Source organism: Herbaspirillum sp. Her2, assembly GCF_057961375.1.
In genome coordinates, this window is the sequence record NZ_CM176331.1 from 5,364,806 (window position 1) to 5,379,209 (window position 14,404).

The 14,404-nt window shown below is 61.4% G+C and carries 18 protein-coding genes and 1 pseudogene; 16 read left to right on the plus strand and 3 right to left on the minus strand.

Annotated elements, in window-relative coordinates:
* The first annotated feature begins 1 nt into the window (after nt 1).
* The 12 genes and pseudogenes from ACWHXP_RS24380 to tatC all read left to right on the plus strand — a co-directional run bounded on the left by ACWHXP_RS24380 (nt 2) and on the right by tatC (nt 7,938).
* Nucleotides 2–835 (plus strand): DNA-methyltransferase, encoded by an 834-nt coding sequence (locus tag ACWHXP_RS24380; protein WP_489634848.1) that lies wholly within the window; start codon nt 2–4, stop codon nt 833–835.
* Nucleotides 816–1,922, plus strand: a complete 1,107-nt coding sequence (gene hisC, locus ACWHXP_RS24385) for a histidinol-phosphate transaminase (RefSeq protein ID WP_489635827.1) — start codon at nt 816–818, stop codon at nt 1,920–1,922. The genes ACWHXP_RS24380 and hisC overlap by 20 nt, the downstream gene beginning before the upstream one ends.
* Nucleotides 1,923–1,994: 72 nt before the next feature.
* Nucleotides 1,995–2,591: an imidazoleglycerol-phosphate dehydratase HisB gene (gene hisB / locus ACWHXP_RS24390; protein WP_013235995.1), complete on the plus strand. Its 597-nt coding sequence runs from the start codon at nt 1,995–1,997 to the stop codon at nt 2,589–2,591.
* A gap of 61 nt (nt 2,592–2,652) precedes the next feature.
* On the plus strand, nt 2,653–3,291 hold the full coding sequence (hisH, locus tag ACWHXP_RS24395; RefSeq protein WP_034330775.1) for an imidazole glycerol phosphate synthase subunit HisH: 639 nt from the start codon (nt 2,653–2,655) through the stop codon (nt 3,289–3,291).
* A 78-nt stretch (nt 3,292–3,369) separates the two neighbouring features.
* A complete protein-coding gene (hisA, locus tag ACWHXP_RS24400; protein WP_039783854.1) occupies nt 3,370–4,167 on the plus strand; it encodes a 1-(5-phosphoribosyl)-5-[(5-phosphoribosylamino)methylideneamino]imidazole-4-carboxamide isomerase in 798 nt (265 codons plus the stop codon).
* A 1-nt stretch (nt 4,168) separates the two neighbouring features.
* Nucleotides 4,169–4,933, plus strand: coding sequence for an imidazole glycerol phosphate synthase subunit HisF (gene hisF, locus ACWHXP_RS24405; protein WP_034330780.1), 765 nt, complete (start codon nt 4,169–4,171; stop codon nt 4,931–4,933).
* Nucleotides 4,930–5,313, plus strand: a pseudogene (hisI, locus tag ACWHXP_RS24410) (phosphoribosyl-AMP cyclohydrolase); the annotation flags it as partial. The gene hisF and the pseudogene hisI, both read left to right, overlap by 4 nt.
* Nucleotides 5,314–5,429: 116 nt before the next feature.
* On the plus strand, nt 5,430–5,768 hold the full coding sequence (locus ACWHXP_RS24415; RefSeq protein ID WP_069374928.1) for a phosphoribosyl-ATP diphosphatase: 339 nt from the start codon (nt 5,430–5,432) through the stop codon (nt 5,766–5,768).
* A 45-nt stretch (nt 5,769–5,813) separates the two neighbouring features.
* Entirely contained in the window at nt 5,814–6,194 is a 381-nt protein-coding gene (locus tag ACWHXP_RS24420) for a histidine triad nucleotide-binding protein (RefSeq protein ID WP_134223463.1), read from the plus strand.
* 71 nt (nt 6,195–6,265) lie between these two features.
* A complete protein-coding gene (gene tatA / locus ACWHXP_RS24425) occupies nt 6,266–6,475 on the plus strand; it encodes a Sec-independent protein translocase subunit TatA (RefSeq protein ID WP_039783860.1) in 210 nt (69 codons plus the stop codon).
* A gap of 122 nt (nt 6,476–6,597) precedes the next feature.
* Nucleotides 6,598–7,122 (plus strand): Sec-independent protein translocase protein TatB, encoded by a 525-nt coding sequence (gene tatB, locus ACWHXP_RS24430; protein ID WP_134136891.1) that lies wholly within the window; start codon nt 6,598–6,600, stop codon nt 7,120–7,122.
* 42 nt (nt 7,123–7,164) lie between these two features.
* Entirely contained in the window at nt 7,165–7,938 is a 774-nt protein-coding gene (tatC, locus tag ACWHXP_RS24435; protein ID WP_121040411.1) for a twin-arginine translocase subunit TatC, read from the plus strand.
* Between the two features lie 88 nt (nt 7,939–8,026).
* On the opposite strand, the gene ACWHXP_RS24440 is transcribed toward tatC, so the two are convergent.
* A complete protein-coding gene (locus ACWHXP_RS24440; protein ID WP_311434503.1) occupies nt 8,027–8,716 on the minus strand; it encodes a DUF2461 domain-containing protein in 690 nt (229 codons plus the stop codon).
* 18 nt (nt 8,717–8,734) lie between these two features.
* Nucleotides 8,735–9,916, minus strand: coding sequence for a Do family serine endopeptidase (locus ACWHXP_RS24445; protein ID WP_034330798.1), 1,182 nt, complete (start codon nt 9,914–9,916; stop codon nt 8,735–8,737).
* 49 nt (nt 9,917–9,965) lie between these two features.
* Here ACWHXP_RS24445 and ACWHXP_RS24450 point away from each other — a divergent pair, with 49 nt between their 5' ends.
* Entirely contained in the window at nt 9,966–10,730 is a 765-nt protein-coding gene (locus tag ACWHXP_RS24450; RefSeq protein ID WP_311434504.1) for a Nif3-like dinuclear metal center hexameric protein, read from the plus strand.
* A gap of 70 nt (nt 10,731–10,800) precedes the next feature.
* Here the strand turns inward: ACWHXP_RS24450 and mscL are convergent, their stop codons facing one another.
* Nucleotides 10,801–11,238, minus strand: coding sequence for a large conductance mechanosensitive channel protein MscL (mscL, locus tag ACWHXP_RS24455; protein WP_121040404.1), 438 nt, complete (start codon nt 11,236–11,238; stop codon nt 10,801–10,803).
* A 292-nt stretch (nt 11,239–11,530) separates the two neighbouring features.
* Between mscL and petA the strand changes: the two genes are divergently transcribed.
* The 3 genes from petA to ACWHXP_RS24470 are packed head-to-tail and all read left to right on the plus strand — an operon-like array spanning nt 11,531 to nt 14,336.
* Nucleotides 11,531–12,139 (plus strand): ubiquinol-cytochrome c reductase iron-sulfur subunit, encoded by a 609-nt coding sequence (gene petA / locus ACWHXP_RS24460; RefSeq protein ID WP_489634847.1) that lies wholly within the window; start codon nt 11,531–11,533, stop codon nt 12,137–12,139.
* A 2-nt stretch (nt 12,140–12,141) separates the two neighbouring features.
* Entirely contained in the window at nt 12,142–13,548 is a 1,407-nt protein-coding gene (locus ACWHXP_RS24465; protein ID WP_034330803.1) for a cytochrome b, read from the plus strand.
* 23 nt (nt 13,549–13,571) lie between these two features.
* Nucleotides 13,572–14,336, plus strand: a complete 765-nt coding sequence (locus ACWHXP_RS24470) for a cytochrome c1 (protein ID WP_034330805.1) — start codon at nt 13,572–13,574, stop codon at nt 14,334–14,336.
* Nucleotides 14,337–14,404 lie beyond the last annotated feature (68 nt).

The window sequence follows — 14,404 nt, forward strand, 5'->3', positions numbered from 1 at the left end:
GATGACCTCCGCCACCGACCCCCTCGCAGGTGCCGGCTGGCTGGACCGCGTATTCTGCGAGGATGCGCTCTCGGCCACCGCTGGCCTGGCGCGCATTCCCGATGGCAGCGTCGACCTGATGATCGCCGATCCGCCCTATGGGCTGGGCAAGGATTACGGCAACGATTCCGACAAGCTCGATACGGCCGCTTATCTGTCGTGGACCGAGCAGTGGATCGATGCCGCGCTGCCCAAGTTGAAGCCCAATGGCAGCCTCTACATCTTCCTGACCTGGCGCAATTCGCCGGAAATCTTCGTGATGCTCAAGCAGCGCATGACCATGATCAACGAGATCATCTGGGATCGCCGCGTGCCCTCCATGGGCGGCAGCACCCGGCGCTATTCCTCGGTGCATGACACCATCGGTTTCTTCGCGCGGGCCAAGGATTATTTCTTTGATCTCGACGCCATCCGCATTCCCTACGATGCCCAGACCAAGAAGGCGCGTTCACGCTCCATCTTCGTCGGGGCCAAGTGGCTGGAAATGGGCTACAACCCCAAGGATGTATGGAGTGTGTCGCGCCTGCATCGTGAACATAAAGAGCGCGCCGACCATCCCACCCAGAAACCGCTGGAAGTGGTGGAGCGCATGGTCAAGGCGTCTTGCCCGCCGGGCGGCGTGGTGCTCGATCCCTTCATGGGCAGCGGCACTACCGCCGTGGCTGCGCGCCGTTGCGGTCGCCACTTCACCGGCTTTGAACTCAATCCCGATTATTGCGAACTGATCCACCAGCGTCTCGACGCGCTCGATGCGCCGGCGCCTGCGAGCCAAGATGATGAATCCCTCCAAGCCTGAGACCGTGGACGACCTGGTAGCCAACGTGATCCGTCCGCTGGTGCGCGGCTGGCAGTCCTATCACGTGCCGTCGGCCGAAGGGATGGTCAAGCTCGATGCGATGGAAAATCCCTACCTGCTGCCGCCGGCCTTGCGTGAAGAACTGGCGCAGCGGCTGGCAGCGCTGGAGCTCAACCGTTATCCGGTGCCGTCCTATACCCGCCTGAAAGCGGCCATCTGCGCGCAATTGGGTGTGCCGGCGGGCTATGACGTCCTGCTGGGCAATGGTTCGGATGAGCTCATCACCATGCTTTCGGTGGCCTGTGCCATTCCGGGGCGGACCATCCTGGCACCGGAACCGGGGTTCGTCATGTATGGCGTCTCGGCAAAAATGGCCGGGCTGGATTATGTGGGCGTGCCACTGCGCGCGGACCTGACGCTGGACCTGCCCGCGATGCTGGCAGCCATCGAGCAACACAAGCCCGTCGTCACCTGGCTGGGCTATCCCAACAATCCGACCGGCACGCTCTATCCGATGGCCGACGTGCTGCGCATCATCGAAGCCGCCGCACCCTATGGCCTGGTGGTGGTGGACGAGGCTTACCAGCCTTTCGCTACATCGACGCTGATGCCGGCATTGCCGCAGCACAACAACCTGGTGGTGATGCGCACGGTCTCCAAGCTGGGGCTGGCCGGCATCCGCCTGGGCTACCTGTCGGCGGCCCCGGCGCTGTTGCGCGAATTGGACAAGGTGCGTCCGCCCTACAACGTCAACATGCTCACCGAAGCCGTCGCGCTGTTCGTGCTGGAACACCTGCAGGTGCTGGAGGCGCAGGCGGCGCAGCTGCGTGAGGCGCGCAGCGTGCTGGCGGCCGAACTGGCGGCGCTGGAGGGCGTGGAGGTGTTCCCTTCGGTGGCCAATTTCATCCTGATCCGCGTCCCGGACGCCGATAAAGTCTGTGCCGCCTTGCTGGCGCGCAGGGTACTTGTCAAAAATGCCGGTAGAATGCACGTATTGCTGCAAAACTGTTTGCGCATTACCGTCAGTACGGATGAAGAAAACGCCATCTTCCTGACGGCCCTGAAAGATGCACTGCGCGAGCAGTGAAGGTTTGAAGGTCCACCGCAGGCAAGCAGGCATCACGCATTACCAACGATAGAACCCCGTCCAACCCCGACCATGTCTACACCGAGAACCGCCGAAGTCGTCCGCAATACCAACGAGACGCAGATCCGCGTTGCGATCAACCTGGATGGCACCGGCCAGCAGAAGCTGGATACCGGCGTGCCCTTCCTGGATCACATGCTGGACCAGATCGCCCGCCATGGCCTGATCGACCTGGACATCCACGCCAAGGGCGACCTGCACATCGACGCGCACCATACGGTGGAAGACGTGGGCATCACCCTGGGCATGGCCTTTGCCAAGGCCATCGGCGACAAGAAGGGCATCCGCCGCTACGGCCACGCCTACGTGCCGCTGGACGAAGCCTTGTCGCGCGTGGTGATCGATTTCTCCGGCCGTCCCGGCCTGGAATACCACATTCCCTTTACCCGCTCGATGATCGGTTCCTTCGATGTGGACCTGACCAGCGAGTTCTTCCACGGTTTCGTCAATCATGCGCAGGTGACGCTGCACGTGGACAACCTGCGTGGCGTGAATGCCCACCACCAGGCCGAAACCGTGTTCAAGGCCTTCGGCCGTGCGCTGCGCATGGCCGTGGAACTTGATCCGCGCGCTGCGGGTACGATTCCGTCCACCAAGGGCAGCCTGTAAAACGCAGGGTATCGCTAACTCATCTGGGTTTCCCGGCGCGCGAGCGCCGTTCAATGTCGCCATGAATAAAATTGTTGTAGTCGATTACGGCATGGGCAACCTGCGCTCGGTGGCGCAGGCGCTGCGCCATGTCGCGCCTGAAGCCGACGTCCGCATCTCCGGCGAAGTCGCCGATATCCGCGCCGCCGACCGCGTGGTCCTGCCCGGCCAGGGCGCCATGCCCGATTGCATGCGCAGCCTGCGTGAATCGGGCGTGCAAGATGCGGTCCTTGAAGCTTCCCGCACCAAGCCGCTGTTCGGCGTATGCGTGGGCGAGCAGATGCTGTTCGACTGGAGTGAAGAAGGCGACACCCCCGGCCTGGGCCTGCTGCCCGGCAAGGTGGTGCGCTTCGAGCTCGAAGGCGTGCGCCAGGATGATGGATCGCTGTTCAAGGTGCCGCAGATGGGCTGGAACCATGTGCATCAGACCAGCGCCCATCCGCTGTGGGAAGGAATTGCGGATAATGCCTTCTTCTATTTTGTCCACAGCTACTACGCCGTCCCGGCCGAATCGTCGCACATCGTCGGCCAAACGCCGTATGGCCGTGACTTCGCCTGTGCCGTGGCCCGCGATAATATTTTTGCAACCCAGTTCCACCCGGAAAAAAGTGCCTCGGCGGGTTTGCAGCTGTATCGGAATTTCGTACACTGGAAACCTTGATTTTTTGCCTTTCCGGCAAGAACCTCGCCGCAGACCGTCGCCAACCCTTCTTTTTTACTGACTAGTCATCCCCTAGCCATGCTGCTCATACCCGCCATCGACCTGAAAGACGGTCATTGCGTACGCCTCAAACAAGGTGATATGGAACAAGCCACCGTTTTCTCCGAAGATCCGGCGGAAATGGCCCTGCACTGGCTCAAGCAGGGCGCGCGCCGCCTGCACCTCGTGGACCTCAATGGTGCCTTCGCCGGCAAGCCCAAGAACGAGGCGGCGGTCAAGGCCATCCTCAAGGCGGTCGCCAGCTTCGCCGAAGAGAACGACGTCGAGGAAATCCCGGTGCAACTCGGTGGCGGCATCCGCGACCTGGACACCATCGAACGCTACCTGGACGATGGTCTCTCCTACATCATCATCGGCACCGCCGCGGTGAAGAATCCCGGCTTCCTGCATGACGCCTGCAGCGCCTTCCCCGGCCAGATCATCGTGGGCCTGGATGCCAAGGACGGCAAGGTTGCCACCGATGGCTGGAGCAAGCTGTCCGGCCACGAAGTGGTGGACCTGGCGCAGAAGTTCGAAGGCTATGGCTGCGAAGCCATCGTCTACACCGACATCGGCCGCGACGGCATGATGGGCGGCGTCAACATCGAGGCCACGGTGCGCCTGGCGCAGGCCGTGACCATTCCCATCATCGCCTCCGGCGGCGTGCACCACGTCGGCGACGTCGAGGCGCTGTGCCGGGTCGAGGATGAAGGCATCGAAGCTGTCATCTGCGGCCGTTCCATCTACGAAGGGACGCTGGACCTGCGCAGCGGCCAGGATCGTGCGGATGAACTGACGCGCGAACTGGAAGCCAACCGCCTCTCCGGCAGCAAATAACATGGCCCTTGCAAAACGCATCATCCCTTGCCTGGACGTGACCGCTGGTCGCGTGGTCAAGGGCGTCAATTTCCTGGAGCTGCGCGATGCCGGCGACCCGGTCGAGATCGCGCGCCGCTACGACGAGCAGGGTGCCGATGAGCTGACTTTCCTCGACATCACCGCGTCCTCCGATGGCCGCGACCTGATCCTGGACATCATCGAAGCCGTGGCCTCGCAGGTCTTCATCCCCCTGACGGTGGGTGGTGGCGTGCGCGCGGTGGAAGATGTGCGCCGCCTGCTCAACGCCGGGGCCGACAAGGTCGGCATCAACACCTCGGCCGTGACCAATCCGCAGCTGGTGGCCGATGCCGCCAACAAGTACGGCTCCCAATGTATCGTGGTGGCCATCGACGCCAAGCGCGCCGGTGACGGCAAGTGGGAGGTCTACACTCACGGCGGACGCAAGGCCACCGGCCTGGATGCGGTCGAATGGGCGCGCAAGATGGCGCAGCTGGGTGCGGGCGAGATCCTGCTGACCAGCATGGACCGTGACGGCACCAAGAGCGGTTTCGACCTCGACCTGACGCGTTCGGTGTCCGAAGCCGTCAGCATCCCCGTGATCGCCTCCGGTGGCGTGGGCGGCCTGCAGGACCTGGCCGACGGCATCACCAAGGGCAAGGCCGATGCGGTGCTGGCCGCCAGCATCTTCCACTATGGCCAGCACACCGTGCAGGAAGCCAAGCGCTTCATGGCCGACCAGAACATTTCCATGAGGCTGGCATGAGCATCAGCGCCAAATGGCTCAACAAGGTCAAATGGGACGAAGTCGGCCTGGTGCCGGTGATCGCCCAGGAAGTCGGATCCAATGATGTGCTGATGTTCGCCTGGATGAACCGCGAGGCGCTGGCGCGCACCGTGGAGATCGGCCAGGCGGTCTACTGGAGTCGCTCGCGCAAGAAGCTCTGGCACAAAGGTGAAGAATCAGGTCACTTCCAGAAAGTGCACGAAATCCGCCTGGACTGCGACGAAGACGTGGTGCTGCTCAAGGTCGAGCAGGTGGCCGGCATTGCCTGCCATACCGGCCGTCATTCCTGCTTCTTCCAGAAATTCGAAGGCAGCGCTGACAGCGGCGAATGGGTCACGGTGGAGCCGGTGCTGAAGGATCTGCAGCCGGGTGCCGGCGGTGGCCCCGCGGCCGCAGTGGCCGCTGAGCCGGCCGCCAAGCCCAAGCGCGTGCGCAAGACCATCCCCAAGCCCGTGGACAGCGACAAGACCCCATCATGAGTGAAACCCTGAAGCGACTGGCCGAAGTCATCGAGTCGCGCAAGCTGGCCAACGGTGGCAATCCGGAGAAATCCTACGTCGCCAAGCTGTTCTCCAAGGGGGATGACGCCATCCTCAAGAAGATCGGCGAGGAAGCCACCGAAACCGTGATGGCCGCCAAGGATGCCCGCGTCTCGGGCGACAAGTCCAAGGTGCTCTACGAATGCGCCGACCTGTGGTTCCATTCCATGGTCCTGCTGGCGCAGTTCGATCTGAGCCCGCAGGATGTGCTCAACGAACTGGCGCGCCGTGAAGGCCTCTCGGGCCTGGAAGAAAAGGCTGCCCGCAAGGACTGAGCGTCCTGCGCACTTCCCATCCCCTTGTTTCCCAGGAGTACGGCGTTGGATAATTGTATTTTCTGCAAGATCGCAGCAGGCCAGATTCCCTCGAAGAAGATCTACGAGGACGAGGACCTGATCGCCTTCCACGACATCAACCCGGCCGCGCCGGTGCATTTCCTGATCGTTCCGCGCCAGCATGTGGCAACGCTGGCCGATTGCGGTGAGCAGCATGCAGCCTTGTTGGGCAAGATGCTGGCCCTGGCACCGCGCCTGGCGGCCGAGCAGGGCTGCGGTTATGGCGTCGATGACGAAGGCAAGCCCACCGGCGGTTTCAAGACCTTGGTCAACACCGGACCGGACGGCGGCCAGGAGGTGTACCATCTGCACATGCACGTGATTGGCGGCCCGCATCCCTGGCGGGTACGGTTCGTGCAACAATAAGGATTCGCCGGCCCGGGGGCTGGCAGGTTTCACTTGTACACAGGGCAGGGATGTCCGCTTAGGAGAAGAGAATGGGTTCGTTCAGTATTTGGCATTGGCTGATTGTTCTGGTGATCGTGATGCTGGTCTTCGGCACCAAGAAGCTCGGCAACATGGGTTCCGACCTGGGCAAGGCAGTCAAGGGCTTCAAGGATGGCGTCAAGGGTGGCGAGGAAGATCCGGCCAAGAAGGACCCGGCCATCGACGTGCAGGCCAAGGAAAAGGACAAGTCCGGCAGCTGATCAGGCCGCCCGCCAGCCCTCCTGGCGGGCTTGCATGGGCCCGCATCGTGATTTGCAGCGGGCACTCCCGTCTTCAAGCGCATGGCGCGCCCGCGTTGTCCTCTTAATGTCCACACAGACTCATGATTGATATCGGCCTTACCAAGCTGGCCTTGATCGGCGTGGTCGCGCTGGTCGTGATCGGCCCCGAGCGCCTGCCCAAGGTGGCGCGCATGGCCGGCACCCTGTTCGGCCGCGCCCAGCGCTACATCAACGACGTCAAGTCCGAAGTCAGCCGCGAGATGGAACTCGACGAGCTGCGCAAGATGCACAAGGATGTGCAGGACGCCGCCAGCGACGTCAGCAACAGCATTCATAAAAGCATGTCCGATACGGAAGCGTCGATCAATGACGCCTGGAACGGCGGCGACGATTCCTCCGTGTCCGACAGCAGCAGTGCCGGCAGCAGCTGGACCCGCACGCCCGACCCCTCCCTGCATGCGATCAAGGCCAAGGCTTTCCGCCGCAAGAAGCTCTCGCGCACCACCGGCGTGCCGTCCTGGTACAAGCACCAGAGCGGCCACAAGACCCGCGTGATCTCGGCCTCGGCCCGCGTGGCCAAGTATCGCCGTCCGGTCGGGGTGGGCAAGTCGGCAGGTTTCTTCTAATTTGGCGCAGCGCGTCTCACTTCATCAGAATGCTCCGAATCCATGGCTGAAGAAAACACCCAAGCCGAAGACACCTTCATCTCGCACCTGATCGAATTGCGCAGCCGTATCGTCAAGGCGGCTGCGGTGGTGCTGGTAGTGTTCCTCTGCCTGATGCCGTTTGCGGCCCATATCTTCGACGTGCTGGCCGCGCCGATGATCCATGCGCTGCCCGCCGGCAGCAAGATGATCGCCACCGGCGTGATCACTCCCTTCCTGATCCCCATCAAGGTCACCATGCTGGTGGCCGTGCTGATCTCGCTGCCTTGGGTGCTGTACCAGCTGTGGGCTTTCGTCGCGCCTGGCCTGTATGCGCACGAGAAGCGCCTGATCGCGCCGCTGGTGATCTCGTCCTCGCTGCTGTTCGTGGCGGGTGTGGCGTTCTGCTACTTCTTCGTCTTTGGCGTGGTCTTCCCGTTTATCAACAATTTCGCGCCCAAGTCAGTCTCGGTGGCACCGGACATCGACAGCTACGTCGACTTCGTGCTGACCATGTTCGTGGCTTTCGGCGTGACCTTCGAGGTTCCGGTGATCGTGATCGTCCTGGTTCGCATGGGCCTGGTGCCGCTGGCCAAGTTGAAGCAGATCCGTCCCTACGTGATCGTCGGTGCCTTCATCGTTGCCGCCGTCGTCACGCCGCCGGACGTGATGAGCCAGCTGATGCTGGCCGTGCCGCTGGTGTTGCTCTACGAGGTGGGCCTGCTGGTGGCCCCGATCTTCGAGCGTGCCACGCGTGCGCCGGAGGCGGAACCTGGCAGTTCCGTGCCCACCGAATAAGCCTGGCAATTCACCAAAAACAAAGCCCGCTCGATGATGAGCGGGCTTTGTCGTTTCTGGCTTCAGGAGAAGGAGCTGGATAAACCGTTCACTCTTCGATAGTCATCAGCGGAATCTCGCGCAGCCATTGCACCAGCGGATAGGCATCCTTGAAGCCTTCCAGCACCTGCTTGCCGAGGTCGGCAGGAATTTTCTTGCGGATGTCCTCTTCGGTCCAGACGATGAAACTCTTCAGCTTCACGTATTCGATGTTTGGGGTGTCCGGATCGAAGCCCTTGGGCGGACGTTGCAGCTTTCCTTCTTCCTGCAGGTCGCCATATGTCGCAACAAGCTTCTTGTTCTTCCGCATCTTGGTGAAGCCTGCTGCATCCTCCACCACGCGGTTGCGGATGGCGCGCAGGCGCGGCGTCGGTGGCAGGTATTCACCGCCGGCAATGAGCAGTTGTCCCGCTTCATTGATGTGGAAGTAGTAGGCCGGACCGCCGCCCTGGCTGGGCTTCTTCAGTCCGCTGGCCGTGATGGCGGCCGAGAAGTGCGTCTTGTACGGGCGCTTGTCGTGGGAGAAGCGCATGTCGCGGTTGATGCGGAACAGCGCCTTCTTCGGATTGCAGCCGGCGATGGCCGGATCGAACTTGCTGATCTCGGCGATGAGCTTGATGGTCAGCGCCAGGAATTCCTCGCGCAGGATGTCATAGCGCGGCTTGTTCATGACGAACCAGGCGCGGTTGTTGTTTTCGGACAGTTCCCCGAGGAACTGGATCAGGTCACGCACGTGCATGGATCAGATTCTCCTGGCTCATTCTTCGTCGGCATCATCGTTTTTGGGCGGCGGCGGACGCTTGCCCACGGTGATGTTCAGCTTGGTTTCCTGCGCCTTGCGCAGCACCGTCATGGCGATCTGCTGGCCCGGCGTCAATTGCGCGATGACGTTGAGCATCTCGGTGGTATCGGCCACCGGCTTGTCGTCGATGCTCACCAGGATGTCGCCCGGACGCATGCCCGCGCGGTCAGCCGGACCTCCCTTGAGCACGCCGGCGATGATGGCGCCGGTCTTCTTGCCCAGGCCGAAGCTCTCGGCCAGTTCGGGCGTGATGTCTTGCGGCTCTACGCCGATCCAGCCGCGCACCACCTGGCCGTGGCTGATGATGGCTTCCATCACGGTCTTGGCGGTGGACATCGGGATTGCAAAGCCGATCCCCAGGTTGCCGCCGGTACGCGAATAGATGGCCGTGTTGATGCCCAGCAGGTTGCCGTTGGTATCGACCAGCGCACCGCCCGAGTTGCCGGGATTGATGGCAGCATCGGTCTGGATGAAGTTCTCGAAGGTATTGATGCCCAGGTGGTTGCGGCCCAGCGCCGAGACGATGCCCATGGTCACCGTCTGGCCCACGCCGAAGGGATTGCCGATGGCCAGCACGACGTCGCCTACCGAGCTGTTTTCCGGATGGCCCAGGGTGATGGCGGGCAGGTTGGGCAGGTCGATCTTGATGACGGCGAGGTCGGTCTCGGGGTCGATGCCGACCACCTTGGCGCTGGCCTTGCGGCCGTCGGCCAGGGCCACTTCGATCTTGTCGGCGGCTTCCACCACGTGGTTGTTGGTGAGGATGTAGCCCTGCGGGCTGACGATCACGCCCGAACCCAGGCTGGATTGCTTGTCATCCTGCTGCTGTTCGTCGAACTGGTCGCCGAAGAACTTGCGGAAGAACGGATCGTTCTGGAAGGGGCTCTTCTGTGGCCGCGCTTCGGTCGTGGTGAAGATATTGACCACCGAGGGCATGGCCTGGCGCGCGGCATGGCGATAGGAGTCCAGGGCGGGCGCGGCGGGTGTGGCTTCCTGCATCTGGATGGTGGACTGGGCAGGGCGTGCACGCGAAGTGAAGGATCCGGACAGCCAGTCCGGCTTCAAGGTCGCTACAATGAACCACACCGCCAGACCCACTGTCACGGTCTGGGCAAACAACAGCCATAAACGTCGCATAAAAGAATTCTTGGTATTTGGATTGAAAATCTGATCGGATGAGGAAGAGATGACCCGCCACATTAGCAGAAACGAGTTCGCAGTCTATCTGGGGCAGACGCTCAGCGCGGCGCAATATCGCGATTATTGCCCAAACGGCTTGCAGGTGGAAGGGCGCGCCACCATTGGGCGCGTGGTCAGCGGCGTCACGGCCAGCCTGGCCCTGATCGAGGCCGCCGTGGAATGGCAGGCCGATGCCATTCTGGTTCATCACGGTTACTTCTGGCGCGGTGAAGACATGCGCGTGATCGGGCAGAAGCAGCGGCGACTGAAGCTGCTGCTGGGGCATGACATCAATCTGTTCGGCTATCACCTGCCGCTGGATTCACATCCGGAATTGGGCAACAACGCGCAGCTGGCCAAACGACTCGACTTTGACGCCACTGGCCGCTTCGGTGAGAACGACATCGGCTGGATCGGGCGCTGCCATGCGCCCTCCGTCAAGACGGCCGCGGACCTGGCGATGCTGATCGAGAAACGCCTGGGCCGCATGCCGCTGCTCATCGGTGACCCGCAGCAGGCCATCGGGCAGGTCGCCTGGTGTACCGGTGCAGCGCAGGGCATGCTGGGCGAGGCCATCGAAGCAGGAGCCACGGCCTACATCAGCGGCGAGATTTCAGAACCGACCGTGCATCTGGCGCGCGAGAGCGGCACCGTCTATCTCGCCGCCGGCCATCACGCCACCGAGCGCTATGGCATCCAGGCGCTGGGGGAACATGTGGCCAGGCACTTCGGCATCGAGCATCGCTTCATCGATATCGACAATCCCGTGTGAGAGGGGCTGCGATACTTGTTGCTTCACTTACCGTGTCAGGTAAGTGAAGCTTTTTGGGGCAGGGCAGGCGTCAGCCTTGCTTCTTGAGCGAATCGCGGATTTCACGCAGCAACAGCACGTCTTCCGGCGTTGGTGCCGGCGCGGCCGGTGCGGCTTCTTCATGCTTGGAAGCCAGGTCGCGCGCCTTGTTGATGGCACGCACCATCTGGAAGATGATGAAGGCCAGGATCAGGAAGTTGATGAAGATGGTCAGGAAGTTGCCGTAGGCGAAGACTGCACCGGCCTTCTTGGCTTCGGCCAGCGGCAGGCCATAGGCTTGACCGTTCAGGGGAAGGTAGTAGTTGGCGAAATCCAGGCCGCCAAAGATCTTGCCGACGATGGGCATGATGATATCCTCGACCAGTGAGCTGACGATCTTGCCGAAGGCCCCGCCGATGATGACACCGACGGCCAGGTCGACCACGTTTCCCTTGATCGCGAAGGCGCGAAAATCCTTGAGCATGCTCATCCCTGGTTTCTCCTTTGAAAGTTGCTGTTTAAACATGAGGCGGGCTTACAACGCGTTATATCCTGCCCGCCAGCAAAAGTAAATCGGACAAGCACTGACGCCGCACTGCAAAAAAACTGAGAACGAGAGCAGATTGACAAGGGGTTGCGCTGCGTCAAATGTTCATTTTCGCAAGCCTGTACCATACCGGCCGTTAGCCACAAAACCCTATTCAGCTTATATATAATCGAAAAGTTGCATGAGGGTCACTTAGAAGGTCCACGCTAACTTACATTTGGAGATTGGGGTCTTTATGACTGACGAGAATCAGGTCGACGCAAGTCGACGAGGTTTGCTTGTTGCGACTTGTGCGGCCGGAGGTGTAGCGGGTTTGGCCACCGCTGGAGCATTCGTCTCCACCCTGCAACCTTCAGAACGCGCCAAGGCAGCAGGCGCACCGGTGGAAGTGGATATTTCTTCACTGGCTCCCGGTGAAATGCGCACCGTTGAGTGGCGCGGCAAGCCGGTCTGGATTCTCAAGCGCACCCCCGAGATGATCGAGTCCCTCAAGAAGACCGATGGCGAGGTGGCCGATCCCAACTCCAAGCGCACCGATTTCTCCGAAACGCCTGAATACGCGCTCAATGAGTGGCGTTCGCTGCGCAAGGACATCCTGGTCGTGGTCGGCATCTGCCCGCACCTCGGCTGCTCCCCGAGTTCCCGCTTCCAGAGCGGCCCGCAGCCTTCGCTGCCGGACGACTGGCATGGCGGCTTCCTGTGCCCCTGCCACGGCTCGACCTTCGACCTGGCCGGCCGCGTGTACAAGAACAAGCCGGCGCCGGACAATCTGCAAGTCCCGCGCTACATGTTTGAAGGCGACAACAAGCTCGTCATCGGCAAGGACGAGAAAGGGGAGGCCTGATCATGGGAGCATTTCACGAAAAAAAGCTGCCGGATGATGCACCGGTAGCCGCCAAGGCCCTGAACTGGGTCGATTCGCGCTTTCCGCTGACGGCCACCTGGAAAGCCCACCTCTCCGAATACTACGCCCCGAAGAACTTCAACTTCTGGTACATCTTCGGCTCGCTGGCACTGCTGGTGCTGGTGATCCAGATCGTCACCGGCATCTTCCTGGTGATGCACTACAAGCCGGACGCCAATCTGGCCTTCGCCTCGGTCGAATACATCATGCGTGATGTGCCCTGGGGCTGGCTGGTGCGCTATATGCACTCCACCGGCGCTTCGGCCTTCTTCATCGTCGTTTATCTTCACATGGTGCGGGGCCTGCTCTACGGCTCCTACCGCAAGCCGCGCGAACTGGTGTGGCTGTTCGGGGTGGGGATTTTCCTCTGCCTGATGGGTGAAGCTTTCTTCGGTTACCTGCTGCCCTGGGGGCAGATGTCCTATTGGGGCGCTCAGGTGATCGTGAACCTTTTCGGCGCCATCCCCTTCATCGGCCCGGACCTGTCGCTGCTCATTCGCGGCGACTATGTCGTTTCCGACGCCACGCTGAACCGCTTCTTCTCCTTCCACGTGATCGCCATTCCGCTGGTGCTCATCGGACTGGTGGCTGCGCACATCATCGCGCTGCACGAAGTGGGTTCCAACAACCCGGATGGCGTGGAAATCAAGGAAAAGACCGACGAACGTGGCGTACCGCTGGATGGGGTTCCTTTCCATCCGTATTACACGGTGCATGACATCTTCGGTGTCTCGATCTTCCTGCTGGTGTTCTCGGCCGTGGTGTTCTTCGCGCCGGAAATGGGCGGCTACTTCCTGGAGTACAACAACTTCATCCCGGCCGATTCGCTCAAGACCCCGCCGCACATCGCACCGGTCTGGTACTTCACGCCGTTCTACTCGATTCTTCGCGCCACGACCGCGGACTTCATGGGCTGGTTGATTGCCGGCGTGGCAGGCTATGTGCTGCTGCTGGTGTTCAAGTCGCGCCTGACGGCCAAGCTGAAGATCGTGGCCATCGTGATCGGCCTGGCCATCATCGCCGGCATGCTGGTGTTTGATGCCAAGTTCTGGGGCGTGGTCCTGATGGGCCTGTCGGTGGTGATCCTGGGCGGCCTGCCGTGGCTGGATCATTCGCAGGTCAAGTCGATCCGCTATCGTCCAAGCTGGCACAAGTACGTGTACCTGGTCTTTGCCATCGCCTTCGTCATCCTTGGCTACCTCGGCGTGCAACCGCCGACGGCCATCGGCACCACCGTCTCGCAGGTGTGCAGCTTCATCTATCTCGGCTTCTTCCTGCTGATGCCGTGGTGGAGTGCTGCCGGTACCTTCAAGCCGGTGCCCGAGCGCGTCGTCTACCACCCGCACTAAGCCAGCCGCCAAAGGACAAGAACATGACATTGCTCAAGAAAGTGATTGCCGCGCTGGCCTTGCTGCCGGCGCTGGCCTGCGCCAACGAAGGGGGCTTCCCGCTGGATCATGCCCCGGACCGTACCAAGGATGTTTCCTCGCTGCAAAACGGTGCCAAGCTGTTCGTCAACTATTGCCTGAACTGCCACTCGGCCTCGGCCATGCGTTACAACCGCCTGCGCGACATCGGCCTGACTGAAGACCAGATCAAGAACAACCTCTTGTTCAGTGGGGAAAAGGTCGGCGACCTGATGAAGATCTCGATGTCGCCGCAGGACGCCAAGGCCTGGTTTGGCGCAACACCGCCGGACCTGTCGGTGATCGCCCGGGCCAAGGCCTCGGAGGCTGGCAGCGGTCCGGACTGGATTTATACCTACCTGCGCAGTTATTATACGGACGACAGCCGCCCCACCGGCTGGAACAACATGCTTTTCCCCAACGTCGGCATGCCGCACGTGTTGTGGGAATTGCAAGGTATCCGCAAGGCCAAGTTCGTGGAAGAGAAGGATCCTCACGACGCGAACAAGACCATCCACAAGTTTGCCGGCTTCGAGCAAGTCAAGCCGGGCAAGATGAGCGCGGCGGAGTATGACAACAATGTCGCCGATCTCGTTGCCTATTTGCAATGGATGGGCGAGCCGGCGCAGAATACGCGCAAGCGGCTGGGTGTCTGGGTACTGTTGTTCCTGGGAATCTTCTCGGTATTGGCGTGGCGTTTGAACGCGTCCTATTGGAAGAACATCAAGTAAAAACGTACAATCACGTATCCGCGCAGTTTTTGCGGAATTGCGTATCGGGGTGAGCGTTATGCGTCTCG

Excerpts from the sequence above, each read along its gene's own strand:
- ACWHXP_RS24380 (WP_489634848.1), top strand. The coding sequence starts at position 2 with ATGACCTCCGCCACCGACCCCCTCGCAGGTGCCGGCTGGCTGGACCGC.
- hisC (WP_489635827.1), top strand. The coding sequence starts at position 816 with ATGAATCCCTCCAAGCCTGAGACCGTGGACGACCTGGTAGCCAACGTG.
- hisB (WP_013235995.1), top strand. The coding sequence starts at position 1,995 with ATGTCTACACCGAGAACCGCCGAAGTCGTCCGCAATACCAACGAGACG.
- hisH (WP_034330775.1), top strand. The coding sequence starts at position 2,653 with ATGAATAAAATTGTTGTAGTCGATTACGGCATGGGCAACCTGCGCTCG.
- hisA (WP_039783854.1), top strand. The coding sequence starts at position 3,370 with ATGCTGCTCATACCCGCCATCGACCTGAAAGACGGTCATTGCGTACGC.
- hisF (WP_034330780.1), top strand. The coding sequence starts at position 4,169 with ATGGCCCTTGCAAAACGCATCATCCCTTGCCTGGACGTGACCGCTGGT.
- ACWHXP_RS24415 (WP_069374928.1), top strand. The coding sequence starts at position 5,430 with ATGAGTGAAACCCTGAAGCGACTGGCCGAAGTCATCGAGTCGCGCAAG.
- tatA (WP_039783860.1), top strand. The coding sequence starts at position 6,266 with ATGGGTTCGTTCAGTATTTGGCATTGGCTGATTGTTCTGGTGATCGTG.
- tatB (WP_134136891.1), top strand. The coding sequence starts at position 6,598 with ATGATTGATATCGGCCTTACCAAGCTGGCCTTGATCGGCGTGGTCGCG.
- tatC (WP_121040411.1), top strand. The coding sequence starts at position 7,165 with ATGGCTGAAGAAAACACCCAAGCCGAAGACACCTTCATCTCGCACCTG.
- ACWHXP_RS24440 (WP_311434503.1), bottom strand. The coding sequence starts at position 8,716 with ATGCACGTGCGTGACCTGATCCAGTTCCTCGGGGAACTGTCCGAAAAC.
- ACWHXP_RS24445 (WP_034330798.1), bottom strand. The coding sequence starts at position 9,916 with ATGCGACGTTTATGGCTGTTGTTTGCCCAGACCGTGACAGTGGGTCTG.
- ACWHXP_RS24450 (WP_311434504.1), top strand. The coding sequence starts at position 9,966 with ATGACCCGCCACATTAGCAGAAACGAGTTCGCAGTCTATCTGGGGCAG.
- mscL (WP_121040404.1), bottom strand. The coding sequence starts at position 11,238 with ATGAGCATGCTCAAGGATTTTCGCGCCTTCGCGATCAAGGGAAACGTG.
- petA (WP_489634847.1), top strand. The coding sequence starts at position 11,531 with ATGACTGACGAGAATCAGGTCGACGCAAGTCGACGAGGTTTGCTTGTT.
- ACWHXP_RS24465 (WP_034330803.1), top strand. The coding sequence starts at position 12,142 with ATGGGAGCATTTCACGAAAAAAAGCTGCCGGATGATGCACCGGTAGCC.
- ACWHXP_RS24470 (WP_034330805.1), top strand. The coding sequence starts at position 13,572 with ATGACATTGCTCAAGAAAGTGATTGCCGCGCTGGCCTTGCTGCCGGCG.